The sequence below is a fragment of the Aquisalimonas lutea genome (assembly GCF_030409225.1).
Lineage (GTDB): Bacteria > Pseudomonadota > Gammaproteobacteria > Nitrococcales > Aquisalimonadaceae > Aquisalimonas > Aquisalimonas lutea.
Genome location: NZ_JAUFPK010000001.1, coordinates 2209650 through 2227493 on the forward strand (window position 1 = coordinate 2209650; position 17844 = coordinate 2227493).

16 protein-coding genes are annotated in these 17844 nt (G+C 70.3%); 7 read left to right on the forward strand and 9 right to left on the reverse strand.

All coding sequences use genetic code 11. The features are described from left to right. Window positions 1–31: 31 nt before the first annotated feature. Entirely contained in the window at window positions 32–1297 is a 1266-nt protein-coding gene (locus tag QWY84_RS10370) for an acyl-CoA dehydrogenase family protein (RefSeq protein ID WP_290202512.1), read from the reverse strand. A gap of 179 nt (window positions 1298–1476) precedes the next feature. On the opposite strand from QWY84_RS10370, the gene QWY84_RS10375 reads away from it, so the two are divergent. Continuing rightward, a complete protein-coding gene (locus tag QWY84_RS10375; RefSeq protein WP_290202513.1) occupies window positions 1477–2280 on the forward strand; it encodes a transglutaminase domain-containing protein in 804 nt (267 codons plus the stop codon). Window positions 2281–2294: 14 nt separating this feature from the next. Here QWY84_RS10375 and QWY84_RS10380 read toward each other — a convergent pair whose 3' ends face one another. Further along, complete coding sequence (locus QWY84_RS10380) at window positions 2295–3134, reverse strand: oxidoreductase (RefSeq protein ID WP_290202514.1); 840 nt, start codon at window positions 3132–3134, stop codon at window positions 2295–2297. Window positions 3135–3203: 69 nt separating this feature from the next. Then, the gene (locus QWY84_RS10385) at window positions 3204–4514 is read right to left on the reverse strand and encodes an MFS transporter (RefSeq protein WP_290202515.1); all 1311 of its coding nucleotides are present in this window, start codon (window positions 4512–4514) and stop codon (window positions 3204–3206) included. A gap of 155 nt (window positions 4515–4669) precedes the next feature. On the opposite strand from QWY84_RS10385, the gene QWY84_RS10390 reads away from it, so the two are divergent. Then, window positions 4670–5770 (forward strand): mechanosensitive ion channel family protein, encoded by a 1101-nt coding sequence (locus QWY84_RS10390; RefSeq protein ID WP_290202711.1) that lies wholly within the window; start codon window positions 4670–4672, stop codon window positions 5768–5770. Between the two features lie 16 nt (window positions 5771–5786). On the opposite strand, the gene QWY84_RS10395 is transcribed toward QWY84_RS10390, so the two are convergent. Continuing rightward, on the reverse strand, window positions 5787–7271 hold the full coding sequence (locus tag QWY84_RS10395) for an NCS1 family nucleobase:cation symporter-1 (protein WP_290202516.1): 1485 nt from the start codon (window positions 7269–7271) through the stop codon (window positions 5787–5789). A gap of 208 nt (window positions 7272–7479) precedes the next feature. Between QWY84_RS10395 and QWY84_RS10400 the strand changes: the two genes are divergently transcribed. The 3 genes from QWY84_RS10400 to QWY84_RS10410 all read left to right on the forward strand — a co-directional run bounded on the left by QWY84_RS10400 (window position 7480) and on the right by QWY84_RS10410 (window position 10099). Then, window positions 7480–8406: an AAA family ATPase gene (locus QWY84_RS10400; protein WP_290202517.1), complete on the forward strand. Its 927-nt coding sequence runs from the start codon at window positions 7480–7482 to the stop codon at window positions 8404–8406. 8 nt (window positions 8407–8414) lie between these two features. Further along, entirely contained in the window at window positions 8415–9773 is a 1359-nt protein-coding gene (locus tag QWY84_RS10405; protein ID WP_290202518.1) for a VWA domain-containing protein, read from the forward strand. Between the two features lie 86 nt (window positions 9774–9859). Beyond that, on the forward strand, window positions 9860–10099 hold the full coding sequence (locus QWY84_RS10410) for a CDGSH iron-sulfur domain-containing protein (RefSeq protein WP_290202519.1): 240 nt from the start codon (window positions 9860–9862) through the stop codon (window positions 10097–10099). A gap of 42 nt (window positions 10100–10141) precedes the next feature. Here the strand turns inward: QWY84_RS10410 and QWY84_RS10415 are convergent, their stop codons facing one another. Then, complete coding sequence (locus QWY84_RS10415; protein ID WP_290202520.1) at window positions 10142–12412, reverse strand: mechanosensitive ion channel family protein; 2271 nt, start codon at window positions 12410–12412, stop codon at window positions 10142–10144. 29 nt (window positions 12413–12441) lie between these two features. Beyond that, on the reverse strand, window positions 12442–13032 hold the full coding sequence (locus tag QWY84_RS10420) for a 2-hydroxychromene-2-carboxylate isomerase (protein ID WP_290202521.1): 591 nt from the start codon (window positions 13030–13032) through the stop codon (window positions 12442–12444). Between the two features lie 168 nt (window positions 13033–13200). Here QWY84_RS10420 and hspQ point away from each other — a divergent pair, with 168 nt between their 5' ends. Continuing rightward, window positions 13201–13509 carry a heat shock protein HspQ gene (gene hspQ, locus QWY84_RS10425; protein ID WP_290202522.1) on the forward strand — a complete coding sequence of 103 codons (309 nt, stop codon included), beginning with the start codon at window positions 13201–13203 and terminating at the stop codon, window positions 13507–13509. Here the strand turns inward: hspQ and QWY84_RS10430 are convergent. Then, window positions 13482–14324 (reverse strand): universal stress protein, encoded by an 843-nt coding sequence (locus QWY84_RS10430; RefSeq protein ID WP_290202523.1) that lies wholly within the window; start codon window positions 14322–14324, stop codon window positions 13482–13484. The genes hspQ and QWY84_RS10430 overlap by 28 nt on opposite strands. A 188-nt stretch (window positions 14325–14512) precedes the next feature. On the opposite strand from QWY84_RS10430, the gene QWY84_RS10435 reads away from it, so the two are divergent. Beyond that, window positions 14513–16267, forward strand: coding sequence for a PHA/PHB synthase family protein (locus QWY84_RS10435; protein ID WP_290202524.1), 1755 nt, complete (start codon window positions 14513–14515; stop codon window positions 16265–16267). 58 nt (window positions 16268–16325) lie between these two features. On the opposite strand, the gene QWY84_RS10440 is transcribed toward QWY84_RS10435, so the two are convergent. Together QWY84_RS10440 and QWY84_RS10445 are read right to left on the reverse strand one after the other, a co-directional pair. Beyond that, window positions 16326–17384, reverse strand: coding sequence for an NAD(P)H-dependent flavin oxidoreductase (locus QWY84_RS10440; RefSeq protein WP_353959887.1), 1059 nt, complete (start codon window positions 17382–17384; stop codon window positions 16326–16328). Continuing rightward, entirely contained in the window at window positions 17368–17787 is a 420-nt protein-coding gene (locus QWY84_RS10445) for a hypothetical protein (protein WP_290202526.1), read from the reverse strand. The genes QWY84_RS10440 and QWY84_RS10445 overlap by 17 nt, the downstream gene beginning before the upstream one ends. Window positions 17788–17844 lie beyond the last annotated feature (57 nt).

Below are 17844 nucleotides of genomic sequence, written 5' to 3' on the forward strand. Positions count from 1 at the left end.
GCCCGGCTGAGGCGCCTTGCCGGAAATCCTGTCAGGTCTCGGCACCGCCGCCGGGCAGCGTGAAATATCGCGCCGTGGCTCCGCGTGTCTCGCGGGCCCGCCGCAGCTCGGACCGGGCCACGCTGCGCAGGTGCACCTCGTCGGGGCCGTCCAGGAAGCGCATGGCCCGGCCCCAGGTCCAGAGGTAGCTCAGGGGCGTGTCCGGCGTCAGCCCCATGGCGCCGAAGACCTGCATGGCGCGGTCCACCACCCGGGTCTGCAGTTGCGCGACCACCACCTTGATGGCCGATACGGCGGTTCGCGCCTCGCTGTCGCGCCCCTGGTCGATGAGCCAGGCGGCGTGGAGGACCAGCAGCCGGGCCTGGTCGATCTCCATGCGCGACCAGGCGATCCAGTCGCCGATGTTGGCCTGCTCGGAGAGATACCGGCCGAAGCTGCGGCGCTCCAGGGCGCGTTCGCGCATGAGCTCCAGGGCCAGCTCGCACTGGCCGATGGACCGCATGCAGTGGTGGATGCGGCCGGGCCCGAGGCGCGCCTGGGCCATGGCGAAGCCCCGGCCCTCGTCGCCCAGGAGATTGGCCGCCGGCACGCGGACGTTGCGGAAGACCAGCTCGCAGTGCCCCTCGGGCGCGTGGTAGTGCATGACCGGCAGATCGCGGACGATCTCCAGGCCCGGCGCGTCCATGGGCACCAGCACCATGCTGTGCCGGTGATGCGGGTCGCTGTCGGGCGCCTCGTCGGAGACGCCGAGCACCACCGCCAGGCGGCAGTTCGGGTGCAGCGCGCCGGTGATGAACCACTTGCGGCCATTGATGACATAGTCGCCGCCGTCGCGGCGGATGCTGGTGCGGATGCCGGTGGCATCGGACGAGGCCACGTCCGGCTCGCTCATGGCGAAGCACGAGCGGATCTCGCCGTCGAGGAGCGGAGCCAGCCAGTCGCGGTACTGGGCCGGTGTCGCGAAGCGATGCAGGAGCTCCATGTTGCCGGTGTCCGGCGCGGAGCAGTTGAATACCTCGGCGGCCCAGTGCACCCGCCCCATGGTCTCGGCCACCGGGGCATAGTCCAGGGTGCTCAGCGGTGTGCCGGGCTCGTCGTCGCGCAGGCCGGGGAGGAACAGGTTCCATAGGCCGTCCCAGCGGGCCAGGGCCTTGATGTCGTTCACCAGCTCCAGCGGGTACCGGCCGGCCGCGACTTCCCGGTGCCACTGGGCGTTGTACGGCAGCACGTAGTGCTCCATGAACTGGAAGACCTGGCTGCGGATGGCCTCGCTGCGGGAGCTGTGGCTGAAGTCCATGGCGTTCTCCGGCGATCGCGGAAGGTGTCCCTGTATCGCAGTGTGGGCGGCCGGCGGCCCGGGCTCCATGACCCAGGTCAAGCGGCCCGGGAGCGGTCCCAAGAGCGGCCGAAAGACGCGTATGCTGGCGGGGTAAGAGATGCTCACCCGGGCGGACCGACTGGCGGGGAAGATGGCCCATGTGGCTCGACGTTACCTGTAGCATCCGGATGGACTGTCCGCAGCCGACCCCGATGATCCTGCTGCTGCGCCCGAGCAGCGGTGCGCACCAGTGGGTGGAATCGGAGAGCTACGTCCTCGCCCCCCGGGTGCCGGCCACCGAGTACACCGACGGCTTCGGCAACCGCTGCCAGCGGCTGGTCACCACCGCCGGCCCGTTCCGCATCGACAACCACGCCCGGGTGCGGGTCCCCGCGCAGCAGGATGTCTGTCCGGGGGCGCCGTACGTGCCCGTGCAGGAGCTGCCGGACACGGTTCTGCTCTATCTCATGCCGAGCCGGTTCTGCGAGTCCGACCGCCTGGGGCCGCTGGCGCAGGAAGTCGTCCAGGACGCCCGCCCGGGCTACGACCAGGTGGCCCGGATCTCCCGGTGGGTATACGAACGTCTCCAGTATCTTTCGGGCTCGGACCCGGCGCCGGTTTCGGCGGACGAGGTCCGCAAGCGCGGCGAGGGCGTGTGCCGCGACTTCGCGCATCTCGGCATGGCCTTGTGCCGGAGCCTGAACATCCCCGCACGGATGGTCGTGGGCTACGTTCAGGACCTCCAGCCCATGGACCTGCATGCCTGGTTCGAGGCCTGGGTGGGCGGGCGCTGGTACACGTTCGACCCGACCCAGCCGGACCGCAACACCGCGCGCGTCACCGTGGCCGTGGGCCGGGATGCTGCCGACGTCCCGGTATTCAACCAGTTCGGCCCGCCGGTGACGCCGTCGCGCATGGAGGTCAGCGTAACGGCGATCGACGAGCGCGGCGAAGGTTCGTAGGGCCCGCCTGCGCCTCAGTCGCCGGAGAACTCCGTGGCCGCCCCGGCCCGGGGTTCCCAGGCGTCCAGGTCGGCGGCCACGCCGGCCAGCTTCTCGCGGATGCGGCCGTAGGCGTAGCTGCCCAGCGGGAGCCGCAACGGCGGATCCTCCGAGGCGACCGCCTCCAGGATGACGGCGGCCGCCCGGGCGGGATCGCCGGGCTGGCTGCCGTGGCGGTTGCGCACGGTCTCGCGGCTGGCACCGGCGGTGGCCGCGTAGTCGCCGATGACCTGCTCGGCGAGCTGCAGGGAGCGCCCGGTGAACTCGGTGCGGAACGGCCCGGGCTCGATCAGCGTCACGTGGATGCCCAGCGGGCGCAGCTCGCCCGCCAGGGCCTCGGACATGCCCTCCAGGGCGAACTTGGAGGCGGCGTAGAAGCCGTATCCGGGCCGGGCGGCCATGCCGGCCACCGACGAGATGTTGACGATGTGCCCGCGGCCGCGGGCGCGCATGGCCGGGAGCAGGGCGCGGGTGAACTCCACCGTGCCGAAGAAGTTGGCTTCCATCATGGGGCGGTATTCCGCCGGCGACATCTCCTCGACGGCACCGATGACCCCGTAGCCGGCGTTGTTGACCAGCACGTCCACCTGCCCGAACGCGTTCTCGGCTTCCCGGGCGGCGGCCGTGATCCGTTCCGGCTGGGTCAGGTCGAGGACGACGGGGGCGACCCGGTCGGCATACGCCGAGCGCAGGTCCGCCAGGGATGCTTCGCTGCGCGCGGTCACCACCGCACGGTCCCCCTGCGCGAGGACGGCCTCGGCGAGGGCCCTGCCGAAGCCGCTCGAGGCGCCGGTAATGATCCAGTTGCGCGGCATGGTCCTGTCCTCCCGGTTGTGCCTGCCAGTGTAGCCCCGCGCGACCGCCCCCGGAACCGGAGCGGGTCGTCAGGGACGCCCGGCGGCCGGGGGAGTGATGTCCTCCCCGTTGTCCGCCGCGGGTTGGCCGGGCTGGGTCGCGGACGGTTCCGCCGCGTCCTCCCGGGCGCGCGGATCCAGCTCGGTGATCACCGCCGTTGTACGGGACAACGTCCGGTACGGGTTACGCGCCAGCGCCGACTCCCAGCGCATGATCCAGGCGACGGCGCCGGTCGCCAGGGCGACGGCGCCGATGTAGACGAACAGCCCGGGATCGCCGGTGCGGTTGATCACCCAGCCGGCAGCGATGGGGCCGGCGGCCGCGCCGATGCCCCAGATGAACAGCAGCGCCCCGGCGACGGCCACGAAGTCGCTGGCCCGGGCGATGGTGTCGTTGGCCTGGGAGACGGCCAGGGGGTAGAAGGTGAAGGAGAAGCCCCCGAGCACCGCCACGCTCACCAGCAGGGCCTCGAACGGCATGCGCGCGCCGGCGAAGCCGATGCCGGCGGCCAGGACGGCGGCAATGAATCCCACCGCCAGGATGACCGGCCGGCGCCCGTAGCGGTCCGAGAGGTGGCCGATGGGCCACTGCAGGGCGACGCCGCCGAGGATCAGGCTGGCCATGAGCGTGGCGATGGCGCCGACATCCAGACCCAGGCGCACGCCGAATGCCGGCGTGAGCGTAAAGATGGCGCCGCTGATCAGCCCCGACGCCAGGCACGTCCAGGCGGCCAGCGGGGCGCCGGTGACGGTCTGCCGCAGCGCCATGGGCGTATGCGGGGTCGGCTCCGGGGGGTTGCTGGCGCGGCTCAGCGCGACCGGTACCAGGCACAGGGCGAACAGGACGGCCACGACCATGAACAGCTCGGCGCCGGCCGGGTCGCCGAGGTGCATGAGGAACTGACCCGCGCCCAGGGCGACGTAGGAGATGATCTGGTAGACGGAGAACACGCGCCCGCGGTTGTCCGTATCGGAGCGCTCGTTGAGCCAGCTCTCCACCACCATGTAGATGCCGGCGGTGGAGAAGCCGATGACGACCCGGGCGACGAACCAGGCGGCCGGGAGCACATACATGCCCTGGAGAAGGATCGCCGCCGTGCTGACCGCGGCGAAGATGGCGAATGCCCGGATATGGCCGGCGTGGCGGATGATCCGGCCGGCCTGCTGGGAGCCCGCCACCAGGCCGATGTAGTAGGCCGCCAGGATCAGCCCCTTGATCTGCGGGTCCACGGCGTCGAAGCTCAGCCGGACGCTGACGACCGTGCCCATGAGCCCGCCGCCGATGAGGAGCAATGCCATGGAGGCGAGCAGGGCGGTGATCGAGATCAGGAACTGGCGCAAAGGCACACTCCGGGTTGCTGCCGGCATTCTCGTCCAAGCACGGCAACGGGGCAAGGCGCGGCGGCCGCGGCAGCCCGGGGTGCCGGCAGGGCGTCGGAACCGGTACGATCGGAGGCCGACGCGTCCGCGATGCTACGAAGGATGGGCAGGTGCCGATGATTGCAGAGCTGCAGCAGGCGGCGCAGGGGTGGCTGGTGATCGCCGTGGCGGCGGTCATGGTGGCGCTCTTGGTGCTCGGCGCGTACTGGCTGGCGCTGGCCAGCCTGCGGCGGATTCTCCGGGCCGACGGCGTCGCGCGCATGTTCCTGGACAGTGCCGCCCGGGCCCTCGGTGCAGTGATCTGCCTGTTCGCGCTGAAGGTCTTCTGGCAGGCGGCGCCGACGGAGCTGCCGCTGGCCGGCCCGGTGGAGTATCTGCTCACCCTGGGCCTGATCGCGGCACTGACGTGGGCCGCAGTGCGCTGCTCCGCGGCGATCGGGGAAGTGATCATTCATCTGAATCCGCCCCTGCCGGAGCAGAGCCGCCAGGCGCGCAAGATCGAGACCCAGACCCGCTTCATTACCCGCGGGCTGAACATCCTCATCGTCATCGTCGGTATCGCCACGGCGCTGATGACGTTCCCGCCCGTGCGCCAGATCGGCACCAGCCTGCTGGCCTCGGCGGGTATCGGCGGCATCGTCCTGGGCTTCGCGGCCCGGCCGGTGCTGACGAACCTGCTCGCCGGCATGCAGATCGCGCTGACCCAGCCGTTCCGCATCGACGACGTGGTCTTCGTCCAGGGGGAGTGGTGCTGGGTGGAGGAGGTCACTAGCACCTATGTGGTGCTGCGGGTGTGGGACTTGCGGCGCCTGGTGGTGCCGCTGCAGTGGTTCATCGAGAACCCGTTCCAGAACTGGACGCGGAACTCCACCAATATCCTGGGCACGGTCTTCCTCTGGGTGGACTACCGCATGCCGGTGGACGCCCTGCGCGAGGAGTTTCTGCGCCTGCTGGGGCAGGCCCCGGAGTGGGACGGCGTGACCAGCACGGTCCAGGTCACCGACTCCTCGGACCAGGCCGTGCAGGTGCGCTTCCTCATGAGCGCGCCGGATTCCTCCCGGGCCTGGGACCTGCGCTGCCGCGTCCGGGAGGGCCTGGTTGCGTTCGTGCAGCGGGACTACCCCGCCTATCTGCCGCGCATCCGGGCCCAGCTCAGCGACGCCGCCGGCGCGACCGGCGCGCCCCTGACGCAGGGCGAGCCGGCCGATCGCGGCTAGAACCGTTTCCGCACGCTCACACCGCCGAGTCGCCGTGGGTGCGCTGGGCCGCCGCCGCGGTCTGGACGTGCCCGCGCATGAGCAGGAAATAGAACAGCCCGCCCAGGGCCGCACCGATCAGCCACGCGTAGCCGTCCAGCGCCGCCAGGGCGGGCACCCAGACCGAGGAGACGGAGAACGCCCCGGCCAGGACGAAGGCGATCACGGCGCGCACGTTCCAGCCCTTGACGTAGTAGTAGGCGCCGTCCGGGTCCGCCGTGAACAGGTCGGGGACGTTCAGCCTGGATTTCTTGATCAGGTAGAAGTCGGCCACGAGGATGCCGTAGAACGGCGCGATCACGGCGCCCAGGGCGTTAACGAAGCCGGTGATGCCGATTTCGCTGATCACCGCCACCCACAGCCCGCCGATGAAGAATGCGGCCACGGCCGTGATCAGCCCGGCGATCCGGAACGTGATGTACTTCGGGAACAGGTTGGCCAGGTCGTAGGCCGGCGGGATGAAGTTCGCCACCAGGTTGATGCCCACGGTGGCGGCGAAGAACGTTACCGCCGCCAGGAAGGTCAGCCACAGCGCGTCGACGCGTTCCACGATCTCGGTGGGATTCGTGAGGGTCTCGCCGAAGAGCACGATGGTCCCGGCGGTGATGATCAGCGCCAGGAACGAGAACAGCGCGACGTTGACCGGCAGGCCCAGGAAATTGCCGATCTTGAGCTCGCGGTCGCTGCGCACGAAGCGGGTGAAGTCGCCGAAGTTGATCACCACGGCGGCGAAGTAGGCGATCATGGTGCCGGCAATGGCGAAGAATGCCGCGATGGCACTGCCCTCGTAGTCGCCGCTGCTGCTGAATACCGTGCCGATGGCCGGCATCAGCTCGCCGCCGGCCTGGTACCAGATGATGCCGGCCAGAATGACCATCACCACGTAGACGAACGGCCCGGCGAAGTTCAGGAACACCTTGATGCCCTCGATACCTCGCCAGAACAGCAGCACCTGGAACGCCCAGACGATGATGAAGGAGATCCAGTCGATGGTGGTCAGCCCCAGGAACGTCGCCGTGGTGCCGGCCGTGACCAGGGCGCCCAGCAGCAGGGAGACGGCCGTGGACGCGAAATAGGTCTGCACGCCGTACCAGAAGATGGCGATGATGGCCCGCAGCTGCGCCGGGAAGTTGGCGCCCCGTATGCCCATGCTGGCGCGCGCCATGACCGGGAACGGGATGCCGTACTTGACGCTGGGGCTGCCGGTGAGATTGACCAGCACCATGACCACGAAGCCGGCGAGAATGATGGCGGCCATGACCGCCCAGCCGTTGATGCCGTAGGTCAGGAACAGCGATGCGGCCAGGGTGTAGCCGAACAGGCTCTGGATGTCGTTGGACCAGACGTTGAAGATCTCGAACCATCCCCAGGAGCGTTCGCTGTGTTTGACCGGCGCGAGATCCTCGTTGTAGAGGGTCCCGTCCTGCGACTTGATTTCCAGATCGCTGTCTTTGATGCTCACGATGGCCTCCAGGGTGCCGCCCGGTGTTGCTTTATGGTGATATGTACGCAGTAACTCTGTTCTTCTGTATACAAAAACTTTGTACGTGCTCGGCTATGATGCGTCAATCGGTTTGTTTTCATGCACTTCCCGTTCCAGAAGCGGGGCCCCGGCTCGCTTTCCGGGGAGCGACGTACCGATGACGGTGGAGGCGGAGCAAGGAGGGAACATGACCGACGCCGCCGAGCGCATTCGGGCGCTGAACGACGACCTGGCCGGTGCCGGCTACATCTGCGGCGAGGACATTGCCACGGTGGTGTACCTGGCCCAGGCCCTGGGCAAGCCCGTGCTCGTCGAGGGCCCGCCGGGCGTGGGCAAGACCGAGCTCGCGCGGGCCGTGGGCACGGCGTCCGGGCGCGAGGCCATCCGCCTGCAGTGCTACGAGGGCCTGGACGAGAGCCGCGCCCTGTACGAGTGGAAGTACGGCAAGCAGCTCCTGTATACGCAGCTCCTGCGGGACCGGCTGGCCGCGCTGCTCGCCGATGCGCCGGATCTCGACGCCGCCGTGGCCCGCCTCGACGACCTCGGCGGCGGTTTCTTCTCCGAGCCGTTCCTGGAGGCCCGGCCGCTGCTGCAGGCCCTGCGCTCGGAGCAGGGCGCCGTGCTGCTCATCGACGAGGTCGACAAGGCCGACCCCGAGTTCGAGGCGTTCCTGCTGGAGTTCCTGGCGGACTACCAGGTCACCATCCCGGAGCTCGGCACCATTCCGGCGCGTCATGCACCATTGGTGTTCCTCACCAGCAACGGCAGCCGCGAGCTGTCCGAGGCGCTGAAACGGCGCTGCCTGCATCTGCACATCCCGTATCCCGACCGCGGCCTGGAGGCGCGCATTCTCTCGCAGCACGTACCGGAGCTGAGCGCCAGCCTGCGCGACGAGATCGTCGCGTTCGTCCATGGCCTGCGGGATCTGGACCTGCGCAAGCGCCCGGCCATCTCCGAGACCCTGGACTGGGCACGCACCCTGGTGCTGCTGCAGGCCGACCAGCTCGGCCCGGCGACGGTCGAGCGTACCCTGAATGTCCTGCTGAAGTTCCAGGACGACGTGGACACGGCGTTGCCGCAGATCCGCGCCATCCAGAACGGGCGCCGGGGGTAGCCGCGACCATGGAGCGGCGCCTGGCCGAGTTCGTCCAGCTGCTGCGCGGGGCCCGTATCGACGTGGGCCCGGCGCAGGCCGTGGATGCGGCCCGGGCCCTGACCCTGACCGGCATGGCCGACCGCGAGCGCGCCCGGGCGGTTCTCGCCGCCACCCTGGTGAAAACCGCGGACGAGCGCCCGGCGTTCGACGCCTGCTTCGACCGCTTCTTCCGGGTGGCGGGCCAGGTGGACGCGGAGGCGGGTGGCACGGAGACGACGGACGAGACCGATGAACCGGTGGATGCGGCTCCCGGTGCGGCCGGCGTGACCCCGGGCAGCGGCGGCGGTCTGGCCAGGGAGCTGGAGACGGGAGACACCGCGGCCTTGGAGGCCCGCCTGGCGACGGCCATGGCGGAGGCCCGGGTGGACGAGGCGCGCCACTGGACCCAGACCGGCGTGTACACCCAGCGGGTGCGCCAGGCGCTGGATCTCGCGGCGGTGGATGATCTCATCCGGGCCCGGCGCGAGGCCGGGGAGCCCGCGGAACAGCTCGCCCGGGCCCGGGCGGGGTTCGATGCGCGCCTGCGCGAGCGCGTGGAGCAGCGCGTGCGGATGCAGGCAGAGGCGCAGGCCTGGAGCTTCCGTGACCGGGTGCTCCGGCAGACCCCGCTGTCGGCGCTGGATCGCCGCGACCAGGCGCGCATGCGCGAGCTGGTCCGTCGCCTGGCGCGTCGCCTGGCGGCCCGCCACGGCCGCCGCCGGCGCCGGCGCAAGCGGGGTCGCCTGGATGCCGGCGCGACCATGCGCGCGAGCCTGCGCTGGGGCGGCGTGCCGTTCCGCCCGGTGTGGAAGGGGCGCCGCCGCGACCGCGCCCGCGTGGTGGTGCTGTGCGACGTCAGCCAGTCGGTGCGCGCCCAGGCGACGGTCCTGCTGCCGTTCGTCCACGCGCTGCAGGACGTGCTCCCGGAGGTGCGGTCGTTCGTGTTCGCCAGCGACCCCGCCGAGGTGACCACGCTGTTCCGGCACGACCCGCCGGAACGCGCCATGGCCGAGGCCCTGGCGCGCTACGGAAACGGCTCCACCGACTACGGCGGCACGCTGACGCAGTTCGACCTCCTGACCCGCGACCTGATCCAGCGCCAGACCACGGTGGTGATCCTCGGGGACGGCCGCAACAACTACGGCGATCCGGCGCTGGCCGCCCTGTCGCGGATCGCGGATCGCTGCCGCGAGCTCATCTGGCTGAATCCCGAGGCCGAAGGCAGCTGGGGCACCGGCGACTCGGAGATGCCCGCCTACGCGCGCCGCTGCCACCAGGTCCTGCGCTGCCGCACGCTGCGCGATCTCGAGTGGGCGGTGATGCAGCTACTGCGGCGGGCCGGGTGAGAGATCCGGTCGCCGCGGCCGTGACGGCGCCCCCCGTTTCCGGCAACAATGGGGACGACCGCCATTGCCATCCCCGGGAGGGCACCATGACCGAACCCGTGATCGCCAGCACGAGCCCGCATGTCCTGGAGCTCGAGCCGGGCACCTACTGGTGGTGCCGGTGCGGGCGCTCCGGTAACCAGCCGTTCTGCGACGGCTCCCACAAGGGAACGGGCCTGGCGCCGGAGAAGTGCACCGTGGCGGAGCCGGGCAAGGTGGCGCTGTGCGGATGCAAGCACACCGCCAACGCCCCCTACTGCGACGGCAGCCACAAGCGGTACCGGTGAGCCGTCGCCCGGATGGGCGCCGGCGCGTGACCGCGCGGAGAGTCAGTTGCCTTCCGGTGCGGGCTCGCCCCCGGCGCTCGACGCCGTCGGCGCGGTCCCGTCGGACCCCGTCACCGGGCTCTCCATGTCCAGGGTGATGCGCTGGCGGGCGAGATCGACGCCGTTGCGCTCCATGTGCTGCTTGAGGCGCAGATTGAATTCCCGGGCCACGTCCCACTGCATCACCGGCGCCGTGCGTATGGACAGGCGTACCACGGCCGCGCCCTCCTCGAAACTCTCCACGCCCTGCAGTTCCAGCGGGCCCCAGATGTGGCGCCCCATGATGCTGTCCTTCCGCAGTTCGTCGCCGACCTCGCGGAACATCTGGATGGCATCGTCCACCGCCAGGGTGTACGGCACCTGGATGCGCAGCAGCGCCACGCCGAACTGGCGCGACATGTTGTGAATGACCCCGATCTGGTTGAACGGGATGATGTGGAGAATGCCGTCCAGGTCCCGCAGCCGCACGGTCCGCAGGCTCAGGCCCTCGACGGCGCCCATCTGTCCGCCCAGGTCGACGAAATCGTCGATGGCGAGGGAGTCCTCGATGAGGATGAACATCCCCGTGATCAGGTCCTGCACCAGCGTCTGCGCGCCGAAGCCGATGGCGATGCCGATGATGCCGGCGCCGGCCAGCAGGGGGGTGACGTTCACGCCCAGGTTGGCCAGGGCGACGATGGCGGCGATCACCAGGATGGTGACGAACAGGACATTGCGGATCATGGGCGTGATGGTCTGCGCCCGCGCGGCGTTGACCCGGCGCCCCCGGCCTTCGACGGTGGACGCGAGACCGTGCTGGATGGCCGTGTCGGCGAGGATCCAGGCCAGCCAGGCAAGCAGGGCGGTGATCGCCACCGCCAGCACGGCCTGCCCGATACGCGCCCCGGCCGTTGCCTCGCCCACGGCGAACAGGGAGCCGCCCCATATCTGCAGGGTCACCTCCGCGAACACCGTCCACAGAACCAGGTGGCCCACCATGTAGCCGAACCGCTCCAGGCGCACCCGGTACTCCGACACCCGCCGGGGCCGGCGCGCCAGGCGCTCGCCGTGGTGGTTGATCAGCCGCGTGACCACCAGGGTCACGATCAGCAGCGCGACGCACACGGCGCCGCGGGTGAGCGTCTCGCCCGGGTCGCCCGCGGCCGCGACCAGGGTCACCAGGGAGATGCCCACGAGCAGGAGCGCGGGGAAATGCCAGAACCGCCCCAGGGCCCGGAGGATCTCGTTGGTGGAGCTGCTGCGCCGGCGCTGGTGGTAGGGGCGGTTGTAGATCAGGTGCTGCACCGGCCGGCGGAAGCGCAGGATGAAGTGCCCGATGAGCAGGGTGGCGATGCCGGTGCCGAGCAGCGACAGCAGCGAGGCGAGCTCCTCGCCCAGGATCGAGCCGAGCCGGTTGGAGTCCAGCGCATCGGCGAGCCCGATCAGCACGCCGATGACGAACAGGCGCGGCAGGCCGTGGCGACGGAAGAGGGTCACGGCGGGCCGGCGGTGGCCGCGGTTGGACAGGGAAATGACCAGCTCGCAGACAATGGCCACGGCGCGTCCGCACAGGCCGGCGTAGGCGATGACCACCACCGCCGTGCGCCCCGGGGTTGCGGGGAGGAACTGCAGCGCCGCGAGCAGCAGGGCGAACGCCAGGGCCCAGGGGAGCAGGTGCCGCAGGAAATGGATACCCAGCAGCCAGCCCCCCGGTTCCGCGGGCAGGCGCGCCGGCCAGTCCCTGAGCCGGCTCAGGCGTCGGCCCGCGAACGCGGCCGCACCCAGGGTGACGATCCACAGGCCGAGAAACATGCCGGCGTCGGTGACCAGGCCCATGGCGCCCCGGTAGCTGGCCGCATCGATCCGGGAGGCGAGATCGTCGCCGGCGCCGGTGATACGCTCCCGCCACATCGCCGGGATGGTCTCCCCGGAGCCGGCCGGCTGGCCGAGCTCATCCACCGCCGCACCCAGGGCGCCCAGCAGCCCCCGGCCCGGCCCGGGGCCGGATTCGTCTTCCGCCTCCCCGACAGCGGCGCGGAGCTCCTTGAGGTCCTTGAGCAGGGCCTCGCGGTGCTCGGCATCTTCCAGCGTCGTGATGACCTGGTCCAGGCTCTGCCGCAGCTCCTCCGGGTCGGTGGTGCCGCTGTCGCCGCCCTGGGAGCCGGTGAGCTGGCCCACCGGCAGCTGCTGCGCGGCCAGGGGGGTGCAGGCGAGGGCCAGGAGCCACAGGGCTGCGACCAGGAGATGCGCGCGCCAGCGGCGCCGGGGCGGCACGGCCCATGCGGCAATGTCCATGCGGTTCCCCTTCGTTCCGGCCCGTGCCGTCAGGCGCGCTGGAGCTCCTCGATGACGAAGTCCAGGCGGTCCTGTCCGAAGAACATCTCGTCACCGACGAAGAAGGTCGGCGCACCGAAAACGCCGCGCTCCACCGCCTCGTCGGTATTCGCCCGCAGGCGGTCCTTGACGTCCTGGCGGTCCACGGCCTCGCGGAATTCCTCGGCGCCGATGCCGGCCTCGCGGGCGAGCTCGGTGAGCACGTCGGTGTCCTCCAGGTCCCGGTCATGAACCCAGAACCCCTCGAACATCGCGCGCACATAGGCCGGGAACTCCGGGCGGTCCAGGTAGGCGACGGCGCCGCGCATGGCCGCCATGGTGTTGACCGGGTGGCGGGACGGATAGTGGAGATCGACCCCGTAGCGCCGCGCCCAGCGGGAGAAGTCCGTGCGCATGTAGCGGCCCTTGGCCGGAATGCTCGGCGGCGGCTGGTTACCGGTGGCCTTCATGACCGCGCCGAGCACCATGGGCCGCCAGAGGATCTCGGTGCCGGTCTCGCGGACCAGTCGCGGGAGCTGCGTCCACGCCAGGTAGCTGGCGGTGCTGACGAAATCGAAAAAGAACTCCACTTGCCGCGTCATGCGTGCCTCCCCAGAGTGTACGGGCAGCCCGGGCCCAGCAACCTTTCAGGAACTATTGTCAGGTCGTTGGACGGGGCTTTGCATTCGGTCTGCATCGACCGCATATCAAGCGACAGGGTACTAACCTTTCAGCGAGTAAAGCCAGGTTTCCGAGTGCGGGGGAGTGTCATGCCCACGTTCAGCGTCGGCGAGATCGTCCACCACCGCAAGTTCGACTATCGCGGTGTCATCGTTGCCGTGGATCCGGTGTACCGCGGGAGTGACGAGTGGTACGAGGCCATGGCGCGCAGCCGACCGCCCCGGGACCAGCCGTGGTACCACGTGCTGGTGGATGGTGCGGCCCACAGCACCTATGTCGCCGAGCGCCACCTGGAGCCGGATCCGTCCGGCGGCCAGATCGCGCACCCGGCGCTCGGCGAGTTCTTCGACCGTTTCCTGGACGGTCGCTACTATGCCTCCGCGTCCTCCGGGCAGTAGACCAGGACGGGGCAGCCGACGTTGTGGACCACATCCCGGGCGACGCTGCCGAAGGCCAGCCGCCGGAGCCCGGTGTAGCCATGGGTGGTCATGGCCACCAGGGCGTCGGGGAACCCCGCGACGTAGTCCGCGATGGCCCGGCCCGGGTCCTTGCCGTGGAGCACGTCCCAGTTCGCCTGCAGGCCGTGCCGCCGGCGAATGTCCGCCGCGCGGGCCTGCAGGTAGCCGCTCTCGGCGGCATCCTGGGAAAGGGCCGTCTCCGGGGCGTCCGGCGACTGGACCTGGACCAGCAGCAGATCCGCACCCGTGGTCGACGCCATGTCCGCGGCCGGGTCGATGATGGCCTCGGACAGCGACGAGCCGTCCAGGCAGATCACCAGCGTGCGCACCGGCCCCCGCCAGTCGGCGCTGAAGCGGGGGCCGGTGAGCACCACCGGGCGCTTGGCCCGGTTGAGAATGGCGCTGGCGACGCTGCCCAGCAGGAGATCGCCGACGGCCGAGCGCGCGTGGGTCGCCATGCACACCAGTGTCCCGGGCGATTCGGCCACGAGCTGCAGCAGGCCGCCTTCTTCGCTGCCCACCGGCATGGTGTTGAGGTCGGCCCTGAGCACGGAGATGCGCGGCTGCTGGAGGCCGTGGCGACGGGCTTCCTCGACCAGCGCCTGGCGGCGCTCGTCGTCGGAGGCCTCCCAGGGGATCACGGACACCAGATGGACCGGGCTGCCGGTGCTCTCCGCCAGGCTGCGGGCCGGAGTGAGAGCGGCGAGGGACCGCCGCGTCCATTCCACGGGGACGAGAATCTCGCTGGCGTTCATGGGTGCGCTCTCCTGTGTGCGGCATGGCCTTGAGAATGAATGCGATCAACCGCACTTTGCACCAGCGCGACGCCCGTGCTCTTGATCCGGATCAACGGGGAGCGCCGATGAATCGGTTGTAATGGAACAAGTGCCGTTCCGTTGCACGCCTGCGCCGGGGCGGCACGCGCAATCACGGGGAGTGAGCCATGTCCCGGAGTACCGTACCCCAGCAGGATCCGAATCCGCCCGATCCGCCGTCGCCGCTGGACCGGCTGGTGCGCGTGGGCCTGGGCCGCGCCACCATGGGCCTGTCGCCGGCGGCGCTGCAGCTGGCCTACCTGGACTGGGCCGTCCACCTGCTCAGCGCCCCCGGCAAGCAGGGCCAGCTGGTGGACAAGGTGCTGCGCAAGGCGGCGCGCCTGGCCGCGTACAGCTGTCACTGCCACGAGGCCGGTGCCAGGCCGTGCATCGAGCCGCTGCCCAACGACCGGCGGTTCCGCGGCGACGAGTGGCAGCAGTGGCCGTTCAATATCATCCACCAGTCATTCCTGCTGACCCAGCAGTGGTGGCACAACGCCACCACGGGGGTGCGCGGCGTCACGCCGCACCACGAGGAGGTGGTGAACTTCATGGGGCGCCAGGTCCTGGACATGGTCTCGCCCAGCAACTATCTGCTCAGCAACCCCGAGGTGCTGCGGCAGACGTTCCAGGAGGGCGGCGCCAACCTGGTCCGGGGTGCCGGCTACCTGTGGGAGGACGCCCAGCGCAACCTCGGCGGTGCGCCCCCGGCCGGTGCCGAGGCGTATCAGCCCGGCGAGAACGTCGCCGTGACGCCGGGCAGGGTCGTCCACCGCAACCGGCTCATGGAGCTGATCCAGTACCAGCCGGCCACCGCCCGGGTTCACCCCGAGCCGATACTGGTGGTGCCGGCCTGGATCATGAAGTACTACATCCTGGATCTCAGCCCGGACAACTCCCTGATCCGCTACCTGGTCGGGCAGGGCTACACCGTGTTCGCCATCTCCTGGAAGAACCCGGACGAGGGCGACCGCGACCTCGGCTTCGACGACTACCGGCGGCTGGGGGTCATGGCTGCGCTGGACGCGATCAGCGCCATCGTGCCGGAGCAGCCCGTCCACGGCGTCGGCTACTGCCTGGGCGGCACGCTGCTGATGATCGCTGCGGCCGCGATGGCCCGGCGCGGGGACGAGCGCCTGGCCAGCCTGACCCTGTTCGCCGCCCAGGCGGACTTCTCCGAGCCCGGCGAGCTGGGCCTGTTCATCGACGACAGCCAGGTCACGTTCCTGGACGACATCATGTGGGAGACCGGCTACCTGGACGGCAAGCAGATGGCCGGGGCGTTCCAGCTGCTGCGCTCCCAGGACATGATCTGGTCGGCCATGGTGAACCAGTACCTCAAGGGCGAGCGCTTCCCCATGAACGATCTCATGGCCTGGAACGCGGATGCCACGCGGCTGCCGTACCGCATGCACAGCGAGTACCTGCAGCGGCTGTACCTGGACAACGAGTTCGCCGACGGCGTGTTCGAGGTGGACGGCGACGTGGTGCACCTGTCCGACGTCAAGGTGCCCTTCTTCGTGGTGGGCACCGAGCGCGACCATGTGGCCCCGTGGCGGTCGGTGTACAAGATCAATCGCCTTGCCCGCGCCCCGGTGACCTTCCTGCTGACCAGCGGCGGGCACAATGCCGGCATCGTCAGCCCGCCGGGCCATCCGCGGCGCCGCTACCGGGCGCGCACGCACCAGCCGGACGAGCTGCTGCTGCATGACGACGACTACCTGGAGCAGGTGCCGGCGACCGAGGGCTCCTGGTGGCCGGAGTGGCTGGGCTGGCTGCGCCAGCGCTCGGGCAACCGGCGCAAGCCGCCGGCCATGGGCGCCCCCGAGCAGGGCTACGCGCCCCGGGACGATGCTCCGGGGCGGTATGTGCACCTGAAATAGCGCCGCCCGCCGGGCGCGGATCCGCGCACGGCGGCTGGTGCCGGCGGACGCCGGCCCGTCAGTGCGCGCCGGTCATGCGCTGCAGGCGCTCGCCGATGAGGGTCTCTGCCTCGTGCATGATCCGCTCGATGAGCTCGCCGCAGCCGGGGATGTCGTGGATCAGCCCCTGGACCTGGCCCGCGGACCATACGCCGTGGTCGGGATCACCGGATTCGTACACCACCTTGCCGCGCTGGCCCGAGACCAGCGGCGCCAGGTCCTCGATGGTGGCGTCGCCGCGGGCCTCGATGGACCGGACCTCCTGGCTGACCGCGTTGCGCGCCACCCGCGAGGTGTTGCGCAGCGTGCGCATGATCAGATCCGTCGAGCGCTCGTCGTTGCGCACGATCTGCTCCTTGATGCGCTCGTGCACCGGTGCCTCCCTGGTGCACAGGAAGCGCGTGCCCATGTTCATGCCTTCGGCGCCCAGGGCCAGGGCGGCCACCAGGCCGCGGCCGTCGCCGAAGCCGCCGGAGGCCACCACCGGAATGCTCACCCGGTCCACCGCCGCGGGGATGAGTATCAGGCCGGGGACATCGTCTTCCCCGGGGTGCCCGGCGCACTCGAAGCCGTCGATGGAAATGGCGTCGACGCCCAGCTGCTCCGCCTTGACCGCGTGCCGGACCGCGACGCACTTGTGGATCACCTTGATGCCGTTGCGCTTGAAGGCGTCGATGTGCTCCTGCGGGTTGTTGCCGGCGGTCTCCACGATGCCGACACCGGCCTCGATGATGGCCTGGCGGTATTCCTCGTAGGGCGGCGGGTTGAGCGACGGCAGCAGCGTCAGGTTGACGCCGAAGGGCCGGTCCGTCATCTCCCGGCATCGGCGGATCTCTTGGCTCAGCGCCTCGGGGGAGGGCTGGGTGAGGGCGGTGAGAAAGCCGAGGGCGCCGGCATTGGCCACCGCCGAGACCAGCTCGGCGGTGCCGACCCACTGCATGCCTCCCTGAATGATCGGGTGCTGGACACCGAAGGCTTCCGTGAATCGCGTCTGCAACATGGGCATCTCCGAGTTGTTCGATGAGCGCCCATCCTGACAGAACCGATCTGTCTTGAGGAGCCTAGCCGAGCAAGGCAGGGATCAGGCGCCGGGGCTCCAGCAGCCCCGCGAGCTCCAGCGAGCCATCGGCCAGCAGCAGCTCGCCGCAACGGTGCCGGGACAGAAGCGTGTCCACCCACTGCGGGGTCCTGTGACGGCGTTCCATGGCCCGGAGCACGGCAATCAGGTCCTCGGCGCCCTCGGCATCCAGCCAGTCCGGCGTGTCCTCGGGAGCCGGACCGGCGACGTAGTCCATGGCCGGCCCGACGAGGCCGGGCCCGTGGACGGCGACGATCCGTACCCCCAGGGCCGCGAGCAGGCGGCGCGTCGCCGCAGGCATGCGGTCGCGCAGGATCAGTGCCCGGACCATCGGCCGGTCGGCACCGGTGCGGGCGGCTGGAGCGGATGGGCCCGGGTCGGGGCGCGTCGAGTCGGTATACATGGGCTCCTCCCGTATTGCGCAGGGTGAGGAGCCGTCGCGGGCTGCCCGGGAGAAGAG

Bases quoted from the DNA above. Each gene is read 5' to 3' on its own strand.
- QWY84_RS10370 (WP_290202512.1), bottom strand. From the start codon at position 1,297: ATGGACTTCAGCCACAGCTCCCGCAGCGAGGCCATCCGCAGCCAGGTC.
- QWY84_RS10375 (WP_290202513.1), top strand. From the start codon at position 1,477: ATGTGGCTCGACGTTACCTGTAGCATCCGGATGGACTGTCCGCAGCCG.
- QWY84_RS10380 (WP_290202514.1), bottom strand. From the start codon at position 3,134: ATGCCGCGCAACTGGATCATTACCGGCGCCTCGAGCGGCTTCGGCAGG.
- QWY84_RS10390 (WP_290202711.1), top strand. From the start codon at position 4,670: ATGATTGCAGAGCTGCAGCAGGCGGCGCAGGGGTGGCTGGTGATCGCC.
- QWY84_RS10400 (WP_290202517.1), top strand. From the start codon at position 7,480: ATGACCGACGCCGCCGAGCGCATTCGGGCGCTGAACGACGACCTGGCC.
- QWY84_RS10405 (WP_290202518.1), top strand. From the start codon at position 8,415: ATGGAGCGGCGCCTGGCCGAGTTCGTCCAGCTGCTGCGCGGGGCCCGT.
- QWY84_RS10410 (WP_290202519.1), top strand. From the start codon at position 9,860: ATGACCGAACCCGTGATCGCCAGCACGAGCCCGCATGTCCTGGAGCTC.
- QWY84_RS10415 (WP_290202520.1), bottom strand. From the start codon at position 12,412: ATGGACATTGCCGCATGGGCCGTGCCGCCCCGGCGCCGCTGGCGCGCG.
- QWY84_RS10420 (WP_290202521.1), bottom strand. From the start codon at position 13,032: ATGACGCGGCAAGTGGAGTTCTTTTTCGATTTCGTCAGCACCGCCAGC.
- hspQ (WP_290202522.1), top strand. From the start codon at position 13,201: ATGCCCACGTTCAGCGTCGGCGAGATCGTCCACCACCGCAAGTTCGAC.
- QWY84_RS10430 (WP_290202523.1), bottom strand. From the start codon at position 14,324: ATGAACGCCAGCGAGATTCTCGTCCCCGTGGAATGGACGCGGCGGTCC.
- QWY84_RS10435 (WP_290202524.1), top strand. From the start codon at position 14,513: ATGTCCCGGAGTACCGTACCCCAGCAGGATCCGAATCCGCCCGATCCG.
- QWY84_RS10445 (WP_290202526.1), bottom strand. From the start codon at position 17,787: ATGTATACCGACTCGACGCGCCCCGACCCGGGCCCATCCGCTCCAGCC.